Source organism: Sphingomonas sp. LC-1, assembly GCF_025371035.1.
In the GTDB taxonomy this organism is placed as follows: domain Bacteria; phylum Pseudomonadota; class Alphaproteobacteria; order Sphingomonadales; family Sphingomonadaceae; genus Sphingomonas; species Sphingomonas sanguinis_E.
Genome location: NZ_JANZXB010000002.1, coordinates 39,079 through 60,073, shown reverse-complemented (window position 1 = coordinate 60,073; position 20,995 = coordinate 39,079). Strand labels below are relative to the sequence as shown.

Sequence of the window (20,995 nt, the reverse complement as noted above, 5' to 3'; positions counted from 1 at the left end):
TTGTTACAGCACGACCTTGGGCGGCTTGGCGGCCTCGACCGCGACCAGCACCATCTTTTCCCAGACCGCAGGGTCGCCTGCCTCGGCCATCGCCTGATCGGGTTCGCGCAAGGTGCGCAGGACCGCCAGCGCATCGGCCATATGCTCGCGCCAGTGATCGTCGACCAGCCGCGCGGCCGATTCCGAATCGCCCCCGGCATTGGCGCTGAGCCGTTGACCGCATAGGACGCGCGCGATGCGTTCGGCGGCGGGGGTGTGGGCAATATCCATGGCAACCTCTCCTGATGCGCGGATCGTTACGCGATCAACGCGGGAGAGGAGTGGGAGTTCATATGGCGTCCGGCCAATGGCGAACGGCCCGGCCTTCGCAGGGGGCGTCGGACAGTCGTTCGGCGGAGAGCTCTATCGCTCTCCGCCGCATCGAATCAGCCCTGTGCGCCGCGACCGGCACCACCGCCGCCACCGGGGCGACCCTGACCGCCACGGCCACGACCGCCGCCGCTGCGACGACGCGGCTGACGGCCCTGCGGCGCGCGGGCATCGGTCGCGCGCGGGGAATGCGTGGCGCGGGGCCGCTCCGGATCGCGCGGGCGGTCGACGCGCGGCGCGGGATCGGCACCGATCGCCTTGACCCGCTGCGACTTGATCGTCTCGGCGCGCTTCACGAAGTCCGCGGGCAGCGGCACGACTGTGATCTTCTGCCGCGTCAGCTTCTCGATATCCTTCAGATACGGACGCTCATCCTCGGCGCAGAAGGCGATGGCCAGGCCCGAGCGACCCGCACGCGCGGTGCGGCCGATGCGGTGGACATATTGCTCCGCGACATTGGGCAGCTCGAAGTTGAAGACGTGGCTGACGCCTGGAATGTCGATGCCGCGTGCGGCGATGTCGGTGGCCACCAGCACGCGGGTCTGGCCCGACCGGAACTCGCCCAGCGCGCGCTCGCGCTGGCCCTGGCTCTTGTTGCCGTGGATCGCATTGGCCGCGATGCCGTTGCCCGCCAGCAGCTTCACGACGCGGTCCGCGCCATGCTTGGTGCGGGTAAAGACCAGCGCCAGCTCGATCGCAGGATCGGCAAGCAGGATGGTCAGCAGCGCCTGCTTTTCCTGTTGCGTGACGAAGGTCACCGACTGCTCCACGCGCTCGGCGGTGGTCGAGACCGGGGTCACGGTGACGGTCGCGGGATTGTCGAGGAACTTGTCGGCCAGGTCCCGGATCGCGGCGGGCATGGTTGCCGAGAAGAACAGCGTCTGGCGCTTGCGCGGCAGCATCTTCACGATGCGGCGCAGCGCGTGGATGAAGCCCAGGTCGAGCATCTGGTCGGCTTCGTCCAGCACCAGGATTTCGATCATCGACAGGTTCAGGAAGCCCTGCTCGACCAGATCGATCAGACGGCCCGGCGTCGCGACCAGGATGTCGACGCCGCGCGACAGGTCCTGACGGTTCTTGTTCAAGCTGGTGCCGCCAAAGACGGTCGCGACCGCCAGCTTGGAGAATTTGGCATAGCCCTTTGCATTTTCAGCGATCTGGCTGGCCAGTTCACGGGTCGGCGCGAGCACCAGCATCCGGCAATGGGTCGGCAGGACGCGCTTGTTCGCCTCGACCAGACGCTGGATCGACGGCAGCACGAACGCGGCGGTCTTGCCAGTGCCGGTCTGCGCGATGCCCAGCAGGTCGCGGCCTTCCAGCAGCGTCGGGATCGAATCGCGCTGGATGGGGGTGGGTTCGGAATAGCCCTTGGCCTCGAGCGCGCGGACGAGCGGCTCGGCAAGGCCGAGTTCGGAAAAGGACATGGAATTGCTTTCGATCATGGCGCGCGAGTCACGGAAGGGCCGCGAGGAGCGGCGCCGGGGTTGATGACACCCCGCGTGACAAGGGAAGCCTGAAGACAGGGTCGGGGCGGAGCCGGGACCAGATGGTCCGTTCACGCTGCGAGTGGACGCCTCGACGGGTGGGCATGTGCGCCCTGCCTTGCGAAAAGTCAAGTTTAGGGCAGGATCGGCATGCGGTGGCGTGACAACCGTGGGCAGATGGTTACATCTGATACCAAGCAGCGAAGAGGAGTCCTGATGAAACTCGCCAGTCTGAAACACGGTCGCGACGGCAAGCTGGTCGTCGTGTCGAGCGACCTCGCCTGGTATGCGGATGCGGACCATATCGCCCCGACCCTGCAGGCCGCGCTCGACGATTGGGACCGGGTCGCCCCCGCACTCACCAATCTGGCGACCGACCTGGATCACGAAGCCATTCCGCGGGCGCGCTTTCATGAGCATGACGCGGCCTCGCCCTTGCCGCGCGCTTATCAATGGGCGGACGGATCGGCCTATGTGAATCATGTCGCGCTCGTCCGGCAGGCGCGGGGCGCGGAACTGCCCGACAGCTTCTGGCACGACCCGCTGATGTATCAGGGCGGGTCGGACGGGTTCCTGGGGCCGCGCGACGCGATTCCGCTGGCCGACGAAAGCTGGGGCTGCGACCTGGAGGGCGAGGTCGTCGTGGTCACCGGCGACGTGCCGCTGGGTGCGAGTCGAGAGGAGGCGCTGGCGGCGATCCGGCTGGTCGGGCTGACCAACGACGTGTCGCTCCGTGCGCTGATTCCGGGCGAACTGGCCAAGGGGTTCGGTTTCTTCCAGTCCAAGCCCGCCTCGGCCTTTTCGCCGGTGTTCGTGACGCCCGAATCACTGGGCGACTGGTGGCAGGACGGCAAGCTGCACCGGGTGCTGAAGGTCGATCTCAACGGCCAGCCCTTTGGTCGCGCCGATGCGGGGCAGGACATGACCTTCGACTTCGGCACGCTGGTCGCCCATGCGGCGAAGACGCGCGCGCTGGGGGCGGGGACGATCATCGGTTCGGGCACCGTGTCCAACCGCGACGCCGATGGCGGGCCGGGCAAGCCCGTCGCCGAGGGTGGCGTCGGCTATAGCTGCATCGCCGAGGTGCGGATGATCGAGACGATCCAGGGCGGCGAGGCCAGGACGCCGTTCCTCAAGAAGGGCGACACGGTGCGCATCTGGATGGAGGACGACCGCCACCATCCGATCTTCGGCGCGATCGAACAGACGGTCGAATAAGAGCCGATCCTCCCCATCGGCGATGGGGAGGATTCATGCGGGTCAGCCCACCAGCGCGTCGATGGCCTCGGCCATGTCGATGTCACGCGCCGACAGGCCGCCCGCATCATGGGTGGTCAGCATGATGTCGACCCGATTCCAGACATTGGACCATTCGGGATGGTGATCGGCCTTTTCCGCCAGCAAGGCGACGCGGGTCATGAAGCCGAACGCCTCGTTGAAATCGGCGAAGACGAACCGCCGGGTGATCGCATCGCGCGCCTCGTCCCAGTCCCATTCGGGCAGGCCGTCCAGCGCCTCGTCCCGGTCCAGCTCGCTCAGCCGCTCCACCATTGCCGTCCCTTTGCTTCTCTTGTTCTTTTGACCGGCACAGCGGTATGACGACGCGCATGAGCGGGCAAGACGGGATCGGCGAACCACCGGGTGCCGAGGTGATCGAGGCGATCGCGCGGGCTACGATCGCACGCCTGCCCGCCGCATTCGCCGCGCACCTGCACGACGTGGTGTTGATCCTCGAGGAATATGCCGATGGCGAGACGCTGGCCGCGCTGGGCATAGAGCATCCGCTCGACCTGACCGGGCTGTATCATGGCCGTCCGCTGGGCGAGAAGAGCTCGATGGATTCAGGCGGACTGCCCGATCGCATCCATTTGTATCGCCGCGCGATCCTGGACGAATGGATCGACACCGGCGTCCGGCTCGACGATCTGGTGGCGCATGTGACGATCCATGAGATCGGCCACCATTTCGGCCTGTCCGACGATGATATGCACGCGTTGGAAGACGCGGTGGATGTGTCCGCCCCGTGATCCTTTCATTGTCCGATGTCGCCTGTGCGCGGGGTGGGCGGCTGTTGTTCGCGCGATTGTCGCTGACGCTGGCGGCGGGGGAGGCGGTGGTCGTCACCGGCCCCAACGGCATCGGCAAGTCCAGCCTGTTGCGGCTCGCCGCCGGGTTGATCGCGCCGTTCGAGGGTCAGGTCGAGCATCGGGGGCCGACCGCGCTGATGGCCGAGGATTTGGCGCTCGACAGTGACCCGAGTCTGACCGGCGCGCTGTCGTTCTGGGCCAGGCTGGATGGTCGGGGCGACCCTGGCGCGCGGGTGGAGGCGGCCTTGGCAGAGGTCGGACTGGCCGGTCTAGCGGCGATACCGGTGCGGTTCCTGTCCACCGGCCAGCGGCGGCGCGCCGCACTGGCCCGCGTGCTGGCGTCGGGGGCGGTGCTGTGGTTGCTCGACGAGCCGGGCAACGGGCTGGATACCGCGGGGCTGGCGATGCTGGAACAGGCGGTGGCACGGCACCGCGCCGGGGGCGGCGCGGTGATGCTGGCGACCCATCAGCCGCTGGCTGTGCCGGGTGGCAAAGCCATCGCTCTCGATACCCTGGTTCCCGCTTGAGCGCGGCGCTGACCCTGATCGCGCGCGACGTGCGGCGTGGCTATGCCGGGGGCGGGGCGGCTTTGGTGTCCGGCTTTTTCCTGCTGGCGGTGGTGCTCTTTCCCTTTGCCATCGGTCCCGACCGGGTGACGCTGATGCGGATCGGGCCGGGGGCGATCTGGGTCGCGGCCCTGCTCGCGGCGCTGCTTCCGGTCGAACGGCTGATCGCGCCCGATTGCGAGTCGGGATGGTTCGACCAGATTCGGGTCCATGGCTTGTCGCTGACGCTGGTGATGGCGTTGCGGATCGTGGCGCATTGGCTGGCCTTCGCGCCGCCATTGATGATCGCGGCGCTGATCGCGGGGGGCTTGTTCGGGCTCGACGCGGCGGCCCTCGTGTCGGTCGAACTGGCGCTGCTGCTCGGTACGCCGGGTCTGGCGGCGCTGGCGGTGGCGACGGCGGCGCTGACGGCGGGGTTGCGCGGGGCCGGGGGGATTGCGGGGTTGCTGTTGCTGCCCTTGGCCTTGCCCCTGCTGATCTTCGGTGCGGGCGGCGCGGATCTGGGTGCGCTCAAGCTGCTGGCGGCGGTGTCGCTGATGCTGGTGGCAGGCGCACCCTGGCTGGCGGCGGCGGCGATCCGGTCGGTACGCGATTGAACGGGGCGGTGGCAGGGGTGACGGAGCAGACACCGAGCCGGGTCGCGCGTGCCTTCGACGCGGCGGCGGCCTATGATCGTCATGCCGTCGTCCAGCGTGCGGTGGCGGATTGGTTGGCCGAGCGGATCGTCGCGGTCGCGCCGCCCGGCCCGCGCGTGCTGGAGGTGGGATGCGGCACCGGGTTCCTGACCGGCGCGACGCTGCCTCGCCTGGATCGGCCCGACTGGCTGATGACCGACATCGCCCCCGCCATGCTGGCGCGCGGACTGGCGGGGCAGCCGGGCGTGCGGGGGCGGGTGATGGACGGCGAACATCCCGACCTGCCCGACGAAGCGCCGTTCGATCTGATCGTCAGCAGCCTGGCGGTGCAGTGGTTCGTCAATCTGGCCAGCGGGTTGCAGCGGCTGGCGGGCCTGCTGCGCCCCGGCGGGCGGTTGCTGGTGACGACGCTGGTCGAGGGGACGTTCGCGGCCTGGCATGAGGCGCATGCGGCGGAAGGGTTCGTGGCGGGGAGTCCTGTCTATCCGCCGGTCGGGTCGCTGGGTTGGCGGGTCGAGACCCGGCGGTTCGAGCAGCGGCACGGCTCGGCGGCCGCGTTCATGCGCGCGCTCCGGGCGATCGGGGCGGGAACACCGCGCGAAGGGCACCGACCGATCCCGCCGGGCGCGATGCGGCGGATCGCGAAGCGGTTCGAGGCTGGCGGTGCGGTGGCGACCTATGAGATCGCGTTGATCGAAATTCCCAACTCCCGTTCGTGCTGAGCGAAGTCGAAGCACACGCCCCGCCGCTATGATCTGGCGTGGCCTTCGACTTCGCTCAGGCTGAACGGAGGTTGGGACGTGTCGAGGACATGTTACCGGCTCCACCGCGCCCAGATGGCGGTGGGCAGGGTCAGGCCGCGCGCTTCCTCGCGTACGCCAAGTTCGCCGCATTCGACCTTGCCGGGCAGGTCGGCCATCACCTGGCGCATCATCTCGCCGATCGCCATCGCCGACATGCGCACCGCATACACCGTCAGGAACAGGAAGCGCGAATCAGCGTCGAGCAACTGGCGGCAATTGGCGATCAGGCCGGGCAGGTCTTCCTCCAGCCGCCACACCTCGCCCTCCGGCCCACGGCCGTATTTGGGCGGGTCGAGCAAAATGCCGTCATAGCGCCGTCCGCGCCGCACCTCGCGCGCGACGAACTTGGCGGCGTCGTCGATGATCCAGCGGACCGGCGCATCGCCCAGGCCCGACAGCATCGCATTGCTCCGCGCCGCCTCGACCGATTTCTTCGACGCATCGACATGCACCATCTTCGCGCCCGCGCTCGCCATCGCCAGCGTGCCGACGCCGGTATAGCCGAACAGGTTCATGCATTCCGGCTCGGCGAGGCCATCGACCTGCTCGCGCATCCAGCTCCACACAGGGGCCATGTCGGGGAAGAAGCCCAGATGGCGGAACGGCGTGTTCTGCGCGGTAAAGCGCACCTCGTTCCACTTCAGCGGCCAGCCCTCGCGCGGGACCGGCTCGTTGAAGTTCCAGCGGCCGCCGCCATCCTCGTCCGAACCGGGCACGAACTCGGCCGCAGCGCGCCAGTCGCTGGTCGCCGGGGCCCACATCGCCTGGGGTTCGGGGCGGATGAAGCGGAACCGGCCATAGCGTTCCAGCTTGCGACCATGGCCGGAGTCGACCAGCCCGTAATCCGCCCAGGGCTCGCCGATCATCGTTTCGAGTTTCATGCGCGCTGCGTTAGCGCAAACCATGCCCGTCGATAAAGGCCGTCACCGCGTCGAAGGTGGCGGGTAGGGTGGTGAAGCGTTCCTCGCGCTCGAACAGGTCGCCGACGCGGGGGGGCAGCGGGGGCCGCACCCCGGTCGCACGTTCGACCGCATCGGTGAACTTGGCCGGATGCGCGGTGGCCAGCGTTACGACGGGCACCGCAACGTCGCTCGCCCGCGCGGCGGACAGTGCGATGGCGGTGTGCGGATCGAGGATCTGCCCGGCCGACTCGGCCGCCCAGCGCATCGCGCGGCTCATGTCATCGGCATCGACCCGCGCGCTGGTGAAGAGCGGGGCGATATTCTGGCTCTGCGCATTGGTCAGCCGCATCGCGCCCGACGATTCGAAGCCCTTCATCTGCGCCGCCAGCGCCGCGCCGTCGCGTCCGTTCGCATCGAACAGCAGCCGCTCGAAATTCGAGCTGACCTGGATGTCCATCGACGGTGTCGCGGTCGCCTGCACCTGCCCCTTGGAATAGTCGCCCGAGGACAGGGCGCGGTGAAGGATGTCGTTGACGTTGGTCGCGACGATCAGCCGCTCGACCGGCAGGCCCATGCGCGCCGCGACATAGCCTGCGAACACGTCGCCGAAATTGCCCGTCGGCACCGAGAAGGCGATAGCCTTGCCCGGCGCGCCTAGCCGGACGGCGGCGTAGAAATAATAGACGACCTGCGCCATCAACCGCGCCCAGTTGATCGAATTGACCGCCGACAGGGTATGGCGATCGGCAAAGGCGCGGTCGTTGAACATCGCCTTCACCAGCGCCTGCGCGTCGTCGAAATTGCCCTCGATCGCGATGTTATGGACATTGGGGGCGAGGACCGTGGTCATCTGGCGGCGCTGGATCTCGGTCACGCGCCCCGCCGGGTGCAGCATGAAGATGTCGATATTGGCGCGTCCCGCCACCGCGTCGATCGCCGCCGATCCGGTATCGCCGCTGGTCGCGCCGACGATGGTCAGCCGGGTGTCGGTGCCGCGCAGGAACCGCTCGAACAACAGCCCCAGCATCTGGAGCGCCACGTCCTTGAACGCCAGCGTCGGCCCGTGGAACAACTCCAGCAGCCACTGGTCATGGTCTAGCTGGACCAGCGGCGTCACGGCAGCGTGCGAGAAGCGGCCATAGGCGGCGTCGCAGAGTCCTTGCAGTTCCTCCGCGCTCAGGCTGTCGCCGACGAACGGCGCCATGATCTTCGCGGCGGTCTGCGCATAGGTCAGACCCGCCAGCCCGGCAATCTCGTCGGCGGTCAGGCTCGGCCACTGTTCGGGGACATAGAGCCCGCCATCGCTGGCAAGACCGGCAAGGGTCGCCCCACGGAAATCGAGGACGGGGGCGGAGCCACGGGTACTGAGATAGCGCATGATGCGCTGCGGCTTAACGGCGTGCGTCGGTCACCACAACCGTTCGATTGCGTCGAAGGACGGCCAAAACATAGATTGTTGCGGCGATGGCGGCAAACAGGAACCATTGCACGGCGTAAGCGAGGTGATTGTTGGGAACGCCGCCAATGTCGGGGCTGGGATTGGCGTCCAGGCCGGGCGCGGGCGAGTCGGCTACCAGCAACATTTCCTGCGGGCGGTGGTCGAAGGCGGACTCTATCAGCGACCGACTGTCGGGCGCATGGGAGACATAGCCGGTCACGCGCCCGCCCGGCCAAGTGGTTTCGGCGCGCGGATCATGGGTGGTGCCGAGCTGAACCTGCATTTTGCCGCGCGGTACCGAACAGGTGGCGATCAGCCGGAAGCCCGCCGCGCCCGCGCCCGCGCGCCGGATGGCGATGGGTGGGCGGCAATCGGCGACGGTGCGGCGGAAGAGCAGGCGGTCATCGGGATAAAGCGGGAAGGCAATGGCCGGCCGCACCGGGTTGGCGGCGAGTTGCGCGAGATAGGCCTGCTTCTGCGGCAGCCGGTCGCGCCATTGCCAAAGGCCCAGCGCGATCATCGCGGCCACCGCCAGGCCGACGATCAGCGTGGGAAGGATCGGCACCCGCCTCATGCATCCTCGTCCTCGGTACGGACGATGGCACCCTCGCGCGCTTCGTTGCGATATTCCGCCGCCATCAGCGCGCCCTTGGCGAGCCGCAGGCTATAGACCACGCCCACCGCCGTCAGCGGCAGCCAGATCAGCATATGCAGCCAGAGCGGCGGGTGCAGCGTTATCTCGACAAGGATCGCCGCGATGGTGATGACCGTCCCCAGGATCAGGGTCAGGAACGCCGCCGGGCCGTCCCCCACATTGAACCGGGTGAAGTCGAGCCCGCAGGCCGCGCACCGATCGGCGAACCGGACCGGCCCCGCAAACAAATGGGGCTGACCGCAACGCGGACACAGCCCCTTGAGCGCGGCCTGCGCGATGGTCGGGGACGCAGGATCAGCCACTATGGACCGGCGCGCCCCAGCCACCCCAGACATAGATGGTGACGAACAGGAACAGCCACACCACGTCGACGAAATGCCAGTACCAGGCCGCGGCCTCGAACCCGAAATGCTGGCGCGGGGTGAAGTCGCCGCGATAGGCGCGGATCAGGCACACGATCAGGAAGATGGTGCCGACGATGACGTGGAAACCGTGAAAACCCGTCGCCATGAAGAAGGACGCGCCATAGTTGATCCCCTTGAAGGGGAAGGGGGCGTGCATATACTCATAGGCCTGGATCGCGCTGAAGATCAGGCCGAGCACGACGGTCAGCCATAGTCCCTTCAGCACGCCGTCGCGGTCGCCGACGCCCAATGCACCCCAAAGACCGCGCTTCTCGCCGCCCCGCTGGTTGTGGATCAGGGCATGGTGCGCCCAGGTGACGGTGGTGCCGCTGGTCAACAGGATCATCGTGTTGAGCAAGGGCAGCTTGAAGGCGTCGATCACCTCCAGTCCCTTGGGCGGCCAGGTTGCGGCAATGGCGGCGGCGCCTTCGGTCGCGCGCTCCACCTGTCCGTCGACGAAGCTCATCGCGGTCGGGAACAGCGCGAAGTCGAAAAAGGCCCAGAACCAGCCGACGAAGAACATGACTTCGGACGCGATGAACAGGATCATGCCATAGCGGAAGTGAAGCTGGACCACCGGCGTATGGTCGCCGTGATGCGCCTCGCGCACCACATCCGCCCACCAGCTTCCCATGCAGAACAGCACCGCCGCCAGTCCCGCCAGGAATGCCCAACCTCCGCCGGGCGCGCTGTGCATCCACATGATCGCACCCGAGGCCATCAGCAGTGCCGACATCGAACTGGCCAGCGGCCAGGGGCTCGGCGGCAGGATATGATAGTCGTGGTTCTTCGCGCCAGCCATGATCCCGTCCCTATATTTTGCTATTTTGAGGACAGGCTAACCCGCTTTCTTCGCCGAATCCACCGGGTAAAATGTGTAGGACAGGGTGATGGTTTCGATGTCGCGCGCGTCGGGATCGTTCAGGATCTTGGGATCGACGAAGAAGATGACCGGCATTCGCACCGTCTCGCCGGGTTTGAGCGTCTGCTGGGTGAAGCAGAAGCACTGGATCTTGGTAAAGTAGCGCCCCGCCTGATCGGGCGTCACGTTGAAGGTCGCGGTGCCGGTGATCGGCACCTTCGCATTGTTGGTCGCGGTGAAGAACACCATGTCGCGCGCGCCGATATCGACCGTTTCATGCGGGTTTTCGGGTTTGAAGGTCCAGGCCAGGCGCGAGGAGACATTGGCGTCGAAATCGACGCGAATCTGCTTGTGGACGCTGCCCGGCGCCGCCAGTCCCCGCTGCGTCGTGCCCTGATAGCCCGTCACCTGGCAGAACAGGCGATAGAGCGGCACGCTGGCCCAGGCGAGGCCGGTCATGAACACCACACCGAACAGAGCGAACACCACAGTCCGGCCCTGGCGCGTCAGCCTCATCCGTGCATCCCCGACCGGATCTTGGACAAGGTGATGAAGAAGATCAGCACCACTAGGAATCCCAGCAACAGCGCCATCGCGGTGGCGCGGGCGCGCTGCTTGGCGCGAATGCGATTCGAATCGTCGGGCGTCATGCCCAACGATCCACCACCAGCGCGCCGAAGAGAAGGAAAAGATAGAGGATCGAATATTTGAACAGCCGCTTTTCGGGCTTCATCGCATCGTCGGGCTGTGTGTGGCGAAAGGCGACGATGGCGGCGTAGAGCGCGAACAGCGCGGTCCCCGCTGTCGCGCTGAGGCCATAGACCGACCCCGTCAGCCCCAGCGGCCAGGGCGCGACCGCTGCGATCGCCATGGGAATGGTGTACAGCCCGATCTGCGCCCGGGTCACCCGCTCGCCCGCGACGACGGGGAGCATCGGCACGCCCGCATTGGCGTAATCGGTCTTCACGAACAGGGCCAGCGCCCAGAAGTGCGGCGGCGTCCAGAGGAAGACGAGGCTGAACAGCAGGAAGGGCAACAGCGCGATCTGCCCCGTCGCCGCGGCCCAGCCGATCAGCGGCGGAAACGCCCCCGCCGCGCCGCCGATGACGATATTCTGCGGCGTCCGACGCTTCAACCAGACGGTGTAAACGAGGACATAGAACAGGATCGAGACGGTCAGGATTCCGGCGGCGACGTAATTGACCGCCAGCCCCATCAGCAGGACCGAGAAACAGGCCAGGCCGACGCCGAAATGCAGTGCCGACTCGCGGCTCATCCGCCCGGCAGGCAGGGGGCGTTTGGCGGTACGCTTCATCAGCGCGTCGAGATCCGCCTCATACCATTGGTTGAGTGCCCCAGCCGCACCCGCGCCCAGCGCAATGCACAGGATGGCGGTGAAGCCGATCACCGGATCGATCCCGACCGGTGCCGCCAGCATCCCGCACAGGCCGGTGAACACCACCAGCGTCATCACCCGCGGTTTGGTCAGGGCGAGGAAGTCGCGCCAGTCGGCGGGAACGAAGACGGAGGAGGGAACGCTGGACATGGGAGCCCTGCATATAGGCGTTGGCGGCGGGGCGGGCAAATTGAAGCGAATGCAAATTCCTCCCCTGCAAGGGGAGGGGGACCATGCGTAGCATGGTGGAGGGGTGTCACCCTGTCGGGAACGGGACACCCCTCCGTCAGACCTTCGGCCTGCCACCTCCCCTTAAAGGGGAGGAATAGGGTCGGCTCAATCCTTCAGCGTCGCCATGTCGATGACGAAGCGATACTTCACGTCGCTCTTCTGCATCCGGTCATAGGCGGTGTTGACCTCGTCCATCGCGATCATCTCGATATCGGCAGTCAGGCCGTGTTCGTGACAGAAGTCGAGCATCTCCTGCGTCTCGGCGATGCCGCCGATCAGCGAGCCCGCCAGCGCGCGGCGGCGGAAGACGAGGTTGCCGACCGAAGGCGACGGGTGCGGCGAGTCGGGCACGCCGACCAGCGTCATCGTCCCGTCGCGCTTCAGCAACATCAGGAACGCATCCAGGTCGTGCGGCGCGGCGACCGTGTTCAGGATGAAGTCGAAGCTGTTGGCATGGGCGGCCATCTGCTCCGGGTCCTTCGACACGATCAGCTCCTTCGCCCCCAGCCGCTTGGCATCCTCGGCCTTGTTGGGCGAGGTCGAGAAGACATAGACCTCGGCCCCCATCGCCGCGGCGATCTTCACGCCCATATGGCCCAGGCCGCCCAGACCGACGATGCCGACCTTCTGGCCCGGCCCGACCTTCCAGTGACGTAGCGGCGAATAGGTGGTGATGCCGGCGCAGAGCAGCGGCGCGACGGCGGCCAGATCGGCGTCGTCATGGTTGATCTTCAGGACGAAGCCTTCCTTGACGACGATATGGTCCGAATATCCGCCGAAGGTGTGGCCACCCATGACGGGATCGGGGCCGTTATAGGTGCCGACGAAGCCGGTCGTCTCGCAATATTGCTCCTCGCCGTCATGGCAGGAGGGACAATGGCCGCAGCTGTCGACCATGCAGCCGACGCCGACCCGATCGCCGACCTGGTATTTGGTGACGGCATCGCCGACCGCAGTCACCCGGCCGACAATCTCGTGCCCCGGCACGCACGGATATTGGGTGCCCGCCCATTCGCCGCGTGCGGTATGCAGATCGGAATGGCAGACGCCGCAATAAAGGATGTCGATCGCGACATCGTCGGCTTGGGGGTCGCGGCGCTCGAACGAGAAGGGGGCGAGTGCGGCATCGGCCGACTGGGCGGCATAGCCCTGGGCGGGAGTGGGCATGGAAGCTCCTCTGAAATGGGGGCGACCATATGGTCGCGGCGCCCATATGGGGCCCGCCGGAGTCCATGCCAGCGAACGGCCTGGCCAGTTTTTCCGATCGCGGCTGATCGGAAAGTTACGCAAGCGCAATATGTTATATCGTTGCGATAGGCTCGGTGTGCCGGTCGCTTACCCCATGAAGCCCTGATTCCAGGTCGAGGCGTCGTAATTGCCGATATTGGGCAACACGGTGCGCAAACCGCCCGAGTCGATGCCGAACCAGCTGGCCAGCGTCGCGGCATATTGATCGACCGACATGGTGGGGATCAGTCGACCCTGGCCGACATCGTCGTCGGTGTTGGTGCCGACGATCGGTGCCTTGCCATAGAAGCGCTGCCCCCGCACCGCGCCGCCGACGATGAAGTGCATCCCGCCCCAGCCATGGTCCGATCCGTCGTCGTTCGACTGGAGCGTGCGGCCGAAATCGGACGCGGTGAAGCTGGTAACCTGGTTGGCGAGTCCCAGCGCGGCGGTGGTGTCGTAAAAGGCCTTCATCGCCGCCGATAGCTTGGCCAGCAGACCCGGATGCTGCGCCACCAGATTGTCGTGCAGGTCGAACCCGCCCATCGACACGAAGAAGACCTGCCGCTTCAGCCCGAGCGTCTGGTTCACCGAGATCATCCGCGCGACCATCTTCAACTGGTCGGCGAGCGAATTGCTGGAGGGAAAGAGCGGGAAATTGGCGGCGGGCGCCCCGGCCAGCGCGCCGCTCAACTGCGCCTGGATATCCAGCGCGCGCTTGCTGATCCGCGCATGTTCGCTGGCCATCACCGGACCCGACTCGGTCGTCATCAGCGCGCGCAGCGTATCGAGCGCGCTCGACGAGCCGTACAGCGTGCGGCTGCTGTTCAGCAAGGCGATCGGGCCGCCGGTGCCGACCGAATATTGGATGGCGTTGCGCCCGGTCAGATAGACCGCATTGCCGCTGGTGTTGATGCAGGTGAGCGCGGCATTGCCATTGCCGTTCTGGAACACGTCACCGATCCGCCCGCCCCAGCCGCTGCCCGCACCCTCGGGGCTGGACGCCTGGAAGAAGCTCTGCTGGTCGTTATGGCTGAACAGCTTGGGAGGCAGTTGCACGCTGCGCCGCTGATATTGGGACTTGCTCGTCGGTTCGACCAGCGTGCCGACATTGAGCGCGACGGCCATCTTGCCGGCCGCGAACAACTGGCTCATCTCGGGCATGCTGGGCGACAGGGCATAGGCGCGGCCGTCGGGCAGCGCGACCGAGGGGCTCAGGACCGTCCCCGCCAGCGCATCGCGCTGATAGCCGATATTGGCGCGCGCAGTGCGATAGGCGGAAAAGCTCGCCTCGTCATAGGGGACCAGCGTGTTGGCATAATCGTTGCCGCCATAGAGGAACACGCACACCAGCGCCTTATAGTCCGACGCGGTGGCGGCGGCGGCCTCGCCGATCGCGGCCAGGCTGGAGACGAAGGGGGTGGCGGTCCCGGCCAGGCCGAGCAACGCGCTGCGCTTCAGGAAAGCGCGCCTGGACTGATCATGGGGGGATTGGTCTTGCATCATGCTCATCACCGCAGGGTCAGGTAATCGGGGGAGGCCATGGTCAGCAGGATCGCGATGCCGACCCGGTTGATCGGGCCGTTGGTCGCGGTGGCGGACACGCTGTCCACCGCCGCGCGGATCGATGCCTGGGTAGCGCTGGACAATTGTCCGGCGGCGAGGATCAGATTCACTTCGTCCACCAGCGTCTTGCTGTCGGCGGCCAGCGTCAGCATCGCGGCGTAATCGGCCTTCACGTCGCCGATGCCGTTGGCGATCAGGCCGTACATGAAGTTCACATAGCCGATGACGCTCTGTTCGTTGGTGATCTGGAACTCCGGCGCGACCAGCCCGCTGCTCGCCAGGCTGGTGCCGGGCGGTGCATAGCCGGGGCGGTAGAAGTTGAAGACCGAGGGGCTGTGCCCTTTGGCCTGGCCCAACCGGTTGGACGGATTGCTGGTGTCGCCGATCGCCCAGGCGCTGGACGGCGAACTGGCCTTGAACGCCCTGGCCCAGCCGGTCAGGCGCAGCACCGGTTCGCGCAGCTTGCCCGCGGTGGCGGCGGTCGGCAGGGTGCGCGCCTCGCTGTCGAGCAGGATGGCGCGGATCACCGCCTTCATGTCGCCGCGCACCCCCTGGCCATTGTCGGCGAACTTGGTGGCGACGCGGGTGACATAGGCGGGCGACGGATTACTGGTCACCAACCGCTGGATCAGCTGTTTTGAAATGAAGGGCGGCACATTCGGATGCGCGAAGATCGCATCCAGCGCGGCGTTGATCGCCGCCATGCCGCCGCCGCTGACCGTCGTGCCCAGAAAGGTCGAGGCGCCGGTCTCGTTGTTCGCCGCGTTCATCACCAGCGGCTGGCGCAGGCGCGCAGGCGTCGAATTGTCGCTGCTGGCCGGCACCAGGCCGGTGAAGATCCGCGCCAGTCCCGTCACATCGGCCTGGCCATAGGTGTCGATCGACTGTCCGCCGTTCAGCTTGGGCGTGCCGTCCATGTTCAACTGACTGAGGCCCAGGGTGAACAACTGCATCAATTCGCGCGCATAATTCTCGTCCGGCTGGGCACCGGTCGAGGCATTGGCCTTGCGATTGTGCAGATAGGTCATGAAATTGCCCATCGCGTAATTGGTCGTCACCGCGCCCAGCAGGGTGCGGTAATTGCCGAAGGCGTTGTCGAGCAGAAGGTCGACATAGGCCCCCATCGCAAAGGCGCGCCAGTTATCGCTGGACGTGTCGATACCGACGACCAGAATGTCGAGCAGCGCCATGCCGATCCGCTGGCGAAGCTGGTCGGGCTCGACGATCATCTGCCGCCACATTGACGGGTCGAAACCGTTGATCGAATTGCTCTTGGCGGTGTCGTACCCGTTCGCGGTCAGCCAGTCCCAATGGCTGGTCGCCCGTGGCAGCGCGAACTGGTCGGTCAACCAGCCGTCATAGCCGCGCGAGAGCACCGCATCGATGTCCGCCCGCGTCGCGCCCATGCTGGCCTGTGCCAGGAAGCGGCTGGCCTCGGTCGCGGTGGGCGGTTGGGTGACGACGACGATCGGGGCGGAGGTGTCGGCCGGGGCGCTCGAACCACCCGCCGGGGTCGCCGCCGTCGTGCCGCCGCCCCCACCGCCACCACCACAGGCAGCCAGCGCGAATAGCGGGAGCAGCGAAGCACCACTGCTGGCGCGTGCCACGGCGGCGTTCGTCCCCTTCGGCATCGCAGGCGCGCCCGCCTCTTCGGTGGTGGCCGCCATCCCTGGCGACCCGTACCGTTCGTCCCACCCCGTCATCAATTGAATCCCGCAAAGCCCGCTCATTGCGGGCCACGCTCAAAATGCGGCGAGCATGGCTAATAAAGCGTGAAATGGTTCCTCGACTCGTCGCATTATTTGCGAAGTTGATCTCCGGTGAATTATTACGGAGTTGCAACAAAAAAGGCCCCGGAGCGATGCTCCGGAGCCTTTCGGGACTGGTGAGATCGAGGTCAGTCGATGCGTGGCAGCGTCTCGAACTGGTGATAGGGCGGCGGGCTGGACAGCGTCCATTCCAGCGTCGTTGCGCCATCGCCCCAGGGATTGTCCCCGGCGGGCTTGCCCGCGACCAGCGACCAGATCAGGTTGACGAAGAAGATCGCCATGCCTGCCGCCATGATCTCATAGCCATGGGTGGCGACCGCGTTCCATGTCGCATAGGCGTCCGGATAGTCGGGATAGCGACGCGGCATCCCCTGCAACCCCAGGAAGTGCATCGGGAAGAACAACAGGTTCACACCGATGAAGAACACCCAGAAATGCAGCTGGCCAAGCAGCTCGCTATACATCTTCCCCGACATCTTCGGGAACCAGTAATAGAAGCCCGCGAACAGTGCGAACACCGCGCCCAGCGACAGGACATAGTGGAAGTGGGCGACGACATAATAGGTGTCGTGCATGTAATCGTCGATGCCGCCGTTCGCGAGCACCACGCCGGTCACGCCGCCAACCGTGAACATGAAGATGAAGCCGATCGCCCAGACCATCGGCGTCTTGAACGACAGCGAACCACCCCACATGGTCGCGATCCACGAGAAGATCTTGATGCCGGTCGGCACCGCGATGATCATCGTCGCGGCGGTGAAATACATCTTGGTGTTCACGGAGAGGCCGGTGGCGAACATGTGGTGCGCCCACACCACGAAGCCGACCACGCCGATCGCGACCATGGCATAGGCCATGCCCAGATAGCCGAAGACGGGCTTGCGGCTGAAGGTCGCGATGATCTGGCTGACGATGCCGAAGCCCGGCAGGATCATGATGTACACTTCGGGATGGCCAAAGAACCAGAAGAGATGCTGGTACAGGATCGGGTCGCCGCCCCCGGCGGGGTCGAAGAAGGTCGTGCCGAAATTGCGGTCGGTCAGCAGCATGGTGATCGCGGCGGCCAGCACCGGCAGCGACAGCAGCAGCAGGAAGGCGGTGACCAGCACCGACCAGACGAACAGCGGCATCTTGTGCAGCGTCATGCCCGGCGCGCGCATGTTGAAGATGGTAGTGATGAAGTTGATCGCGCCCAGGATTGACGAGGCGCCCGCCAGATGGAGCGCCAGGATCGCCATGTCCACCGATGGCCCCGGCTCTCCGAAGGTCGATAGCGGGGCGTAAGCGGTCCAGCCCACGCCCGCGCCCGACCCGAAAAAGGGCGAGGCGAGCAGCAGCGTGAAGGCCGGGATCAGCAGCCAGAAGGACACGTTGTTCATACGCGGGAACGCCATGTCGGGCGCACCGATCATGATCGGCACGAACCAGTTGCCGAACCCGCCGATCATCGCGGGCATGACCATGAAGAACACCATGATCAGGCCATGCGCGGTGATCAGCACGTTCCACAGGTGCAGCGACTGATCGAGGCTCTGCGCCCCGCCGTGCAGCATCCCCGCCCAGATGCCCAGATACTGGATGCCGGGCTCCTTCAACTCGGCGCGCATCAGGCCGGAGATCGCGCCGCCGATGATCCCCGCGACGATCGCGAAGATCAGATAGAGGGTGCCGATATCCTTGTGGTTGGTCGACAGGAACCAGCGCGCGAAGAAGCCCGGCTTGTGATCGGCATCATGGTGCGCGTGGTGATGGTCTTCATGACCGACGAAAGCCGATCCGGGGTGAAGTGCGGTGTCGGTCATGGCTTATTGTCCAGCGTTGCCGGGGCCCGCCGGATTGCCGGTGGCGCCTTGCGCGGAAGAAGGGGATATGGCGGGCGTGGAGGCGTTGTCTGCCGGACCCGTCACCGCCTCGGAGGCATTGGCCTGCGCGGCTTCGGAGGCCGAGCCCTCGGCCCCCGGCTGCGGGATCACCGAGGAGGAGGGGGCGGCCGAACCCGGCATCTTGCCGCCCTTGGCCGCGACCCAGGCGGCGAACTGCGCCGGGGGCACCGCCTGCACCGCGATCGGCATGAAGGCATGGCGCGCGCCGCACAGTTCGGAGCATTGGCCGAAATACAGGCCCGGCTTCTCGATGGTGAAGCTCGTCTCGTTCAACCGGCCGGGCACCGCGTCCAGCTTCATCCAGAAGGCCGGGATCGCCCAGCTGTGGATGACGTCGTTGGAGGTGGTGATCAGGCGGATCGGCACGCCGACGGGCAGGACGATGCGATTGTCCACCGCCAGCAGGCGCGGACCGTCGGCATCGGTGCGCGCCCGCTCACCCGGCGCCACCTGATCCTTTTCCTTCAGCATGTTGGCGGTGATCTCGATCCCGCCATGATCCGGATATTGATAGGTCCAATACCATTGGTTGCCGATCGCCTTCAGCGTGACGGCCCCGGCGGTGGCGGGCTTGAACTGCGCCTGGAGCAGCCCGATCGAGGGGATGGCGATCAGGACCAGGACGACGACAGGGCCCAGCGTCCAAAGCACCTCGACCAGCGTATTGTGGCTGGTCTTGGACGCCACCGGATTGGCGGCGCGGCGATAGCGGAACACGACCCAGGCGAGCAGCAGCAGGACGAGCACGCAGATGGCGGTGATGACCGGCATCAGCACGCCATTGTGCATCCAGTGCGCGAACTCGCCGTTCTTCGTCACCTGCGGCTGAAGCCCGATGCGGCCGTCGATCGGCAGACCGACCTTGGGATCGATCGTCGTGGCGGGGGCTCCGTCCTGCGCCAGCAGCGGGCTGGTCGGCGCGGCGGTGGCGGGGGCGGCGGCGCTGGTCGGTGCGGTGTTGGAGACGCCCTGGCCTTCGGCGGCGGTCTGGGGGGCGGCCTGCGGCGCGGGGGGAGCGGCCGGCGTGGCGAAGGCGGCACCCGCCAGCGCGGCACATCCCAGTCCGGCGGCGATCGCTAGCGCCTTCATCCGTTTCGGCATCCTCATCCTCCGGGGTCCGGACATGCGCTTGACCTCGCTCATCCCGCTCTCGTCTCCCATCTCCCTCGCCTGTCCATCGATGGTCCGACGGGCTTTGACGGGGCATCCTGTCGTTTTTGTTAGGCGGACTATAGCACGGGACCGCGCCCCCTCAAGCCATAGCTGTCGTATGCGCGATTGCGTGCGGCGAGGGCGGATCCTATGAGGCCGGGTCATCCGCTATCGCACCCGCAGGAGTTGCCCCGCATGACCGATGAAGACGTCCTCGCCGAGTTCCGCGCCGCAGAGGCGTTGCTCGAAGGGCATTTCATCCTCTCCTCGGGGCTTCGCAGCCCGCGTTACCTGCAATGCGCGCGCGTCCTGATGGACCCGGCCCGCGCGGCCCGGCTGTGCGAGGCGGTGGCAGCGAAGATCCCGGCCGAGATCAAGGCGCAGATCAGCGCGGTCGTCGCCCCGGCGATGGGCGGCGTGATCGTCGGCTATGAAATGGCGCGCGCACTCGGCGTGTCGGGTATGTTCCTGGAGCGGCCCGATGGAACCTTCCACCTGCGCCGCGGCTTCCGGCTTGATGCAGGTCAAAAGGTGCTGATGATGGAGGATGTGGTCACCACCGGGCTGTCCAGCCGGGAGGCGATCGCGGCCATCGCGCGCGAAGGGGGCGAGACGATCGCCGCGGCCTCACTGGTCGATCGGTCCAACGGGACGGCCGATCTGGGCGTACCCTTCTTTCCGCTGATCCGGCTCGACGTGCCCAGCTACAGCCCCGACGCCCTGCCGCCCGAACTGGCCGCGATCCCCGCCATCAAGCCGGGGAGCCGAGCGGCGGCATGACCGATCACCTGCGGTTGGGGGTCAATATCGACCATGTCGCGACCGTGCGGAACGCGCGCGGGGCGGGTTATCCGGATCCGGTCAAGGCGGCCTTGATCGCGGCCGAGGCAGGCGCCGACGGCATCACCGCGCATCTGCGCGAGGATCGGCGGCACATCACCGACGACGACATCGCGCGCCTGTCCGCCGAGCTGACCGTGCCGCTCAATCTGGAGATGGCGGCGACCGAGGAGATGCTGGCCATCGCGCTGAAGCATCGCCCGCACGCCGCCTGCATCGTCCCCGAAAAGCGCGAGGAGCGCACGACCGAGGGCGGGCTGGATGCCGCCGGGCAGCGCGAATGGCTGGCCCCCATGGTGGCGAAGCTGGGCGAGGCGGGCATCCGAGTCTCTCTGTTCATCGAACCCGATCCCCGCCAGATCGAGGCGGCGCTGCACCTGGGCGTTCCCGTGGTCGAACTCCACACCGGCCGCTATGCCGAACTGGACGGCGAGGGACGCACCGCCGAGCTGCGTCGCCTGTCGGACGCGGCCGCGCTGGCGGCCAAGAACGGGATCGAGGTCCATGCCGGTCACGGCCTGACCTATGACAATGTCGCGCCGATCGCCGCGATCCCACAAGTGCGCGAGTTGAACATCGGCCATTTCCTGATCGCCGATGCGGTGTTCGTCGGCCTTCCCGAGGTCGTGCGCAAGATGCGCGCCGCGATGGACATGGCGCGTAGCGCGCCCGCGGGGCCGGCGGGGGGCCGGCGCGGGGGGGGGGGGCGGCCCCCGCGCCCCATAG

At 66.7% G+C, this 20,995-nt stretch carries 22 protein-coding genes and 1 pseudogene; 7 read left to right on the top strand and 16 right to left on the bottom strand.

The window, feature by feature from the left end; genetic code table 11:
• Positions 1-3: 3 nt before the first annotated feature.
• Positions 4-270: a hypothetical protein gene (locus NZL82_RS03015; RefSeq protein ID WP_261268306.1), complete on the bottom strand. Its 267-nt coding sequence runs from the start codon at positions 268-270 to the stop codon at positions 4-6.
• Positions 271-425: 155 nt separating this feature from the next.
• The gene (locus tag NZL82_RS03010; protein ID WP_261268305.1) at positions 426-1,793 is read right to left on the bottom strand and encodes a DEAD/DEAH box helicase; all 1,368 of its coding nucleotides are present in this window, start codon (positions 1,791-1,793) and stop codon (positions 426-428) included.
• A gap of 276 nt (positions 1,794-2,069) precedes the next feature.
• Here NZL82_RS03010 and NZL82_RS03005 point away from each other — a divergent pair, with 276 nt between their 5' ends.
• Positions 2,070-3,071: a fumarylacetoacetate hydrolase family protein gene (locus tag NZL82_RS03005; protein ID WP_261268304.1), complete on the top strand. Its 1,002-nt coding sequence runs from the start codon at positions 2,070-2,072 to the stop codon at positions 3,069-3,071.
• 42 nt (positions 3,072-3,113) lie between these two features.
• On the opposite strand, the gene NZL82_RS03000 is transcribed toward NZL82_RS03005, so the two are convergent.
• Positions 3,114-3,491, bottom strand: coding sequence for a 4a-hydroxytetrahydrobiopterin dehydratase (locus NZL82_RS03000; RefSeq protein ID WP_261268303.1), 378 nt, complete (start codon positions 3,489-3,491; stop codon positions 3,114-3,116).
• Between NZL82_RS03000 and NZL82_RS02995 the strand changes: the two genes are divergently transcribed.
• Genes NZL82_RS02995 through NZL82_RS02980 form a run of 4 tightly spaced genes read left to right on the top strand, consistent with a single transcriptional unit; the run spans position 3,461 to position 5,863 of the window.
• Positions 3,461-3,880 carry a metallopeptidase family protein gene (locus tag NZL82_RS02995; protein WP_261268302.1) on the top strand — a complete coding sequence of 140 codons (420 nt, stop codon included), beginning with the start codon at positions 3,461-3,463 and terminating at the stop codon, positions 3,878-3,880. The genes NZL82_RS03000 and NZL82_RS02995 overlap by 31 nt on opposite strands.
• Entirely contained in the window at positions 3,877-4,467 is a 591-nt protein-coding gene (gene ccmA, locus NZL82_RS02990) for a heme ABC exporter ATP-binding protein CcmA (protein ID WP_261268301.1), read from the top strand. The genes NZL82_RS02995 and ccmA overlap by 4 nt, the downstream gene beginning before the upstream one ends.
• A complete protein-coding gene (locus tag NZL82_RS02985) occupies positions 4,464-5,102 on the top strand; it encodes a heme exporter protein CcmB (protein ID WP_261268300.1) in 639 nt (212 codons plus the stop codon). The genes ccmA and NZL82_RS02985 overlap by 4 nt, the downstream gene beginning before the upstream one ends.
• Positions 5,103-5,110: 8 nt before the next feature.
• Positions 5,111-5,863 carry a methyltransferase gene (locus NZL82_RS02980; protein WP_261268299.1) on the top strand — a complete coding sequence of 251 codons (753 nt, stop codon included), beginning with the start codon at positions 5,111-5,113 and terminating at the stop codon, positions 5,861-5,863.
• A 92-nt stretch (positions 5,864-5,955) separates the two neighbouring features.
• Here the strand turns inward: NZL82_RS02980 and NZL82_RS02975 are convergent, their stop codons facing one another.
• The 13 genes from NZL82_RS02975 to coxB form a co-directional block, all read right to left on the bottom strand.
• The gene (locus NZL82_RS02975; protein WP_261268298.1) at positions 5,956-6,825 is read right to left on the bottom strand and encodes a class I SAM-dependent methyltransferase; all 870 of its coding nucleotides are present in this window, start codon (positions 6,823-6,825) and stop codon (positions 5,956-5,958) included.
• Positions 6,826-6,835: 10 nt separating this feature from the next.
• A complete protein-coding gene (gene thrC, locus NZL82_RS02970; protein ID WP_261268297.1) occupies positions 6,836-8,224 on the bottom strand; it encodes a threonine synthase in 1,389 nt (462 codons plus the stop codon).
• 13 nt (positions 8,225-8,237) lie between these two features.
• Positions 8,238-8,858, bottom strand: coding sequence for an SURF1 family cytochrome oxidase biogenesis protein (locus NZL82_RS02965; protein WP_261268296.1), 621 nt, complete (start codon positions 8,856-8,858; stop codon positions 8,238-8,240).
• Complete coding sequence (locus NZL82_RS02960; protein WP_405051337.1) at positions 8,855-9,274, bottom strand: DUF983 domain-containing protein; 420 nt, start codon at positions 9,272-9,274, stop codon at positions 8,855-8,857. The genes NZL82_RS02965 and NZL82_RS02960 overlap by 4 nt, the downstream gene beginning before the upstream one ends.
• A complete protein-coding gene (locus NZL82_RS02955; protein ID WP_261268294.1) occupies positions 9,234-10,145 on the bottom strand; it encodes a cytochrome c oxidase subunit 3 in 912 nt (303 codons plus the stop codon). Before NZL82_RS02955 ends, NZL82_RS02960 begins: the two co-directional genes overlap by 41 nt.
• 36 nt (positions 10,146-10,181) lie before the next feature.
• Entirely contained in the window at positions 10,182-10,721 is a 540-nt protein-coding gene (locus NZL82_RS02950; RefSeq protein WP_261268293.1) for a cytochrome c oxidase assembly protein, read from the bottom strand.
• Complete coding sequence (locus NZL82_RS02945; protein ID WP_261268292.1) at positions 10,718-10,855, bottom strand: hypothetical protein; 138 nt, start codon at positions 10,853-10,855, stop codon at positions 10,718-10,720. The genes NZL82_RS02950 and NZL82_RS02945 overlap by 4 nt, the downstream gene beginning before the upstream one ends.
• Entirely contained in the window at positions 10,852-11,751 is a 900-nt protein-coding gene (locus NZL82_RS02940) for a heme o synthase (protein ID WP_261268291.1), read from the bottom strand. The genes NZL82_RS02945 and NZL82_RS02940 overlap by 4 nt, the downstream gene beginning before the upstream one ends.
• 186 nt (positions 11,752-11,937) lie before the next feature.
• The gene (locus tag NZL82_RS02935; RefSeq protein WP_261268290.1) at positions 11,938-12,999 is read right to left on the bottom strand and encodes an NAD(P)-dependent alcohol dehydrogenase; all 1,062 of its coding nucleotides are present in this window, start codon (positions 12,997-12,999) and stop codon (positions 11,938-11,940) included.
• Between the two features lie 168 nt (positions 13,000-13,167).
• Positions 13,168-14,571 (bottom strand): DUF1501 domain-containing protein, encoded by a 1,404-nt coding sequence (locus tag NZL82_RS02930; RefSeq protein WP_261268289.1) that lies wholly within the window; start codon positions 14,569-14,571, stop codon positions 13,168-13,170.
• Entirely contained in the window at positions 14,571-16,292 is a 1,722-nt protein-coding gene (locus NZL82_RS02925; protein WP_261268288.1) for a DUF1800 family protein, read from the bottom strand. Before NZL82_RS02925 ends, NZL82_RS02930 begins: the two co-directional genes overlap by 1 nt.
• Positions 16,293-16,522: 230 nt before the next feature.
• Positions 16,523-18,196 carry a cytochrome c oxidase subunit I gene (ctaD, locus tag NZL82_RS02920; RefSeq protein WP_261268287.1) on the bottom strand — a complete coding sequence of 558 codons (1,674 nt, stop codon included), beginning with the start codon at positions 18,194-18,196 and terminating at the stop codon, positions 16,523-16,525.
• A 3-nt stretch (positions 18,197-18,199) separates the two neighbouring features.
• Positions 18,200-19,366: a cytochrome c oxidase subunit II gene (gene coxB / locus NZL82_RS02915; RefSeq protein WP_261268286.1), complete on the bottom strand. Its 1,167-nt coding sequence runs from the start codon at positions 19,364-19,366 to the stop codon at positions 18,200-18,202.
• Positions 19,367-19,624: 258 nt separating this feature from the next.
• Between coxB and pyrE the strand changes: the two genes are divergently transcribed.
• Both pyrE and NZL82_RS02905 read left to right on the top strand, forming a co-directional pair.
• A complete protein-coding gene (gene pyrE, locus NZL82_RS02910; RefSeq protein WP_261268285.1) occupies positions 19,625-20,209 on the top strand; it encodes an orotate phosphoribosyltransferase in 585 nt (194 codons plus the stop codon).
• Positions 20,206-20,931: pseudogene (locus NZL82_RS02905) on the top strand (pyridoxine 5'-phosphate synthase); the annotation flags it as partial. The gene pyrE and the pseudogene NZL82_RS02905, both read left to right, overlap by 4 nt.
• Positions 20,932-20,995: the final 64 nt, after the last annotated feature.

Coding starts and splice junctions, on each gene's coding strand:
- NZL82_RS02930 (WP_261268289.1), bottom strand. CDS start 14,571: ATGAGCATGATGCAAGACCAATCCCCCCATGATCAGTCCAGGCGCGCT.
- NZL82_RS02940 (WP_261268291.1), bottom strand. CDS start 11,751: ATGTCCAGCGTTCCCTCCTCCGTCTTCGTTCCCGCCGACTGGCGCGAC.
- NZL82_RS02950 (WP_261268293.1), bottom strand. CDS start 10,721: ATGAGGCTGACGCGCCAGGGCCGGACTGTGGTGTTCGCTCTGTTCGGT.
- NZL82_RS03010 (WP_261268305.1), bottom strand. CDS start 1,793: ATGTCCTTTTCCGAACTCGGCCTTGCCGAGCCGCTCGTCCGCGCGCTC.
- NZL82_RS02955 (WP_261268294.1), bottom strand. CDS start 10,145: ATGGCTGGCGCGAAGAACCACGACTATCATATCCTGCCGCCGAGCCCC.
- NZL82_RS02965 (WP_261268296.1), bottom strand. CDS start 8,858: ATGAGGCGGGTGCCGATCCTTCCCACGCTGATCGTCGGCCTGGCGGTG.
- NZL82_RS02935 (WP_261268290.1), bottom strand. CDS start 12,999: ATGCCCACTCCCGCCCAGGGCTATGCCGCCCAGTCGGCCGATGCCGCA.
- ctaD (WP_261268287.1), bottom strand. CDS start 18,196: ATGACCGACACCGCACTTCACCCCGGATCGGCTTTCGTCGGTCATGAA.
- thrC (WP_261268297.1), bottom strand. CDS start 8,224: ATGCGCTATCTCAGTACCCGTGGCTCCGCCCCCGTCCTCGATTTCCGT.
- pyrE (WP_261268285.1), top strand. CDS start 19,625: ATGACCGATGAAGACGTCCTCGCCGAGTTCCGCGCCGCAGAGGCGTTG.
- NZL82_RS02975 (WP_261268298.1), bottom strand. CDS start 6,825: ATGAAACTCGAAACGATGATCGGCGAGCCCTGGGCGGATTACGGGCTG.
- coxB (WP_261268286.1), bottom strand. CDS start 19,366: ATGAAGGCGCTAGCGATCGCCGCCGGACTGGGATGTGCCGCGCTGGCG.
- NZL82_RS02925 (WP_261268288.1), bottom strand. CDS start 16,292: ATGGCGGCCACCACCGAAGAGGCGGGCGCGCCTGCGATGCCGAAGGGG.
- NZL82_RS03015 (WP_261268306.1), bottom strand. CDS start 270: ATGGATATTGCCCACACCCCCGCCGCCGAACGCATCGCGCGCGTCCTA.
- NZL82_RS02945 (WP_261268292.1), bottom strand. CDS start 10,855: ATGACGCCCGACGATTCGAATCGCATTCGCGCCAAGCAGCGCGCCCGC.
- NZL82_RS02960 (WP_405051337.1), bottom strand. CDS start 9,274: ATGTCTGGGGTGGCTGGGGCGCGCCGGTCCATAGTGGCTGATCCTGCG.
- NZL82_RS02995 (WP_261268302.1), top strand. CDS start 3,461: ATGAGCGGGCAAGACGGGATCGGCGAACCACCGGGTGCCGAGGTGATC.
- NZL82_RS03005 (WP_261268304.1), top strand. CDS start 2,070: ATGAAACTCGCCAGTCTGAAACACGGTCGCGACGGCAAGCTGGTCGTC.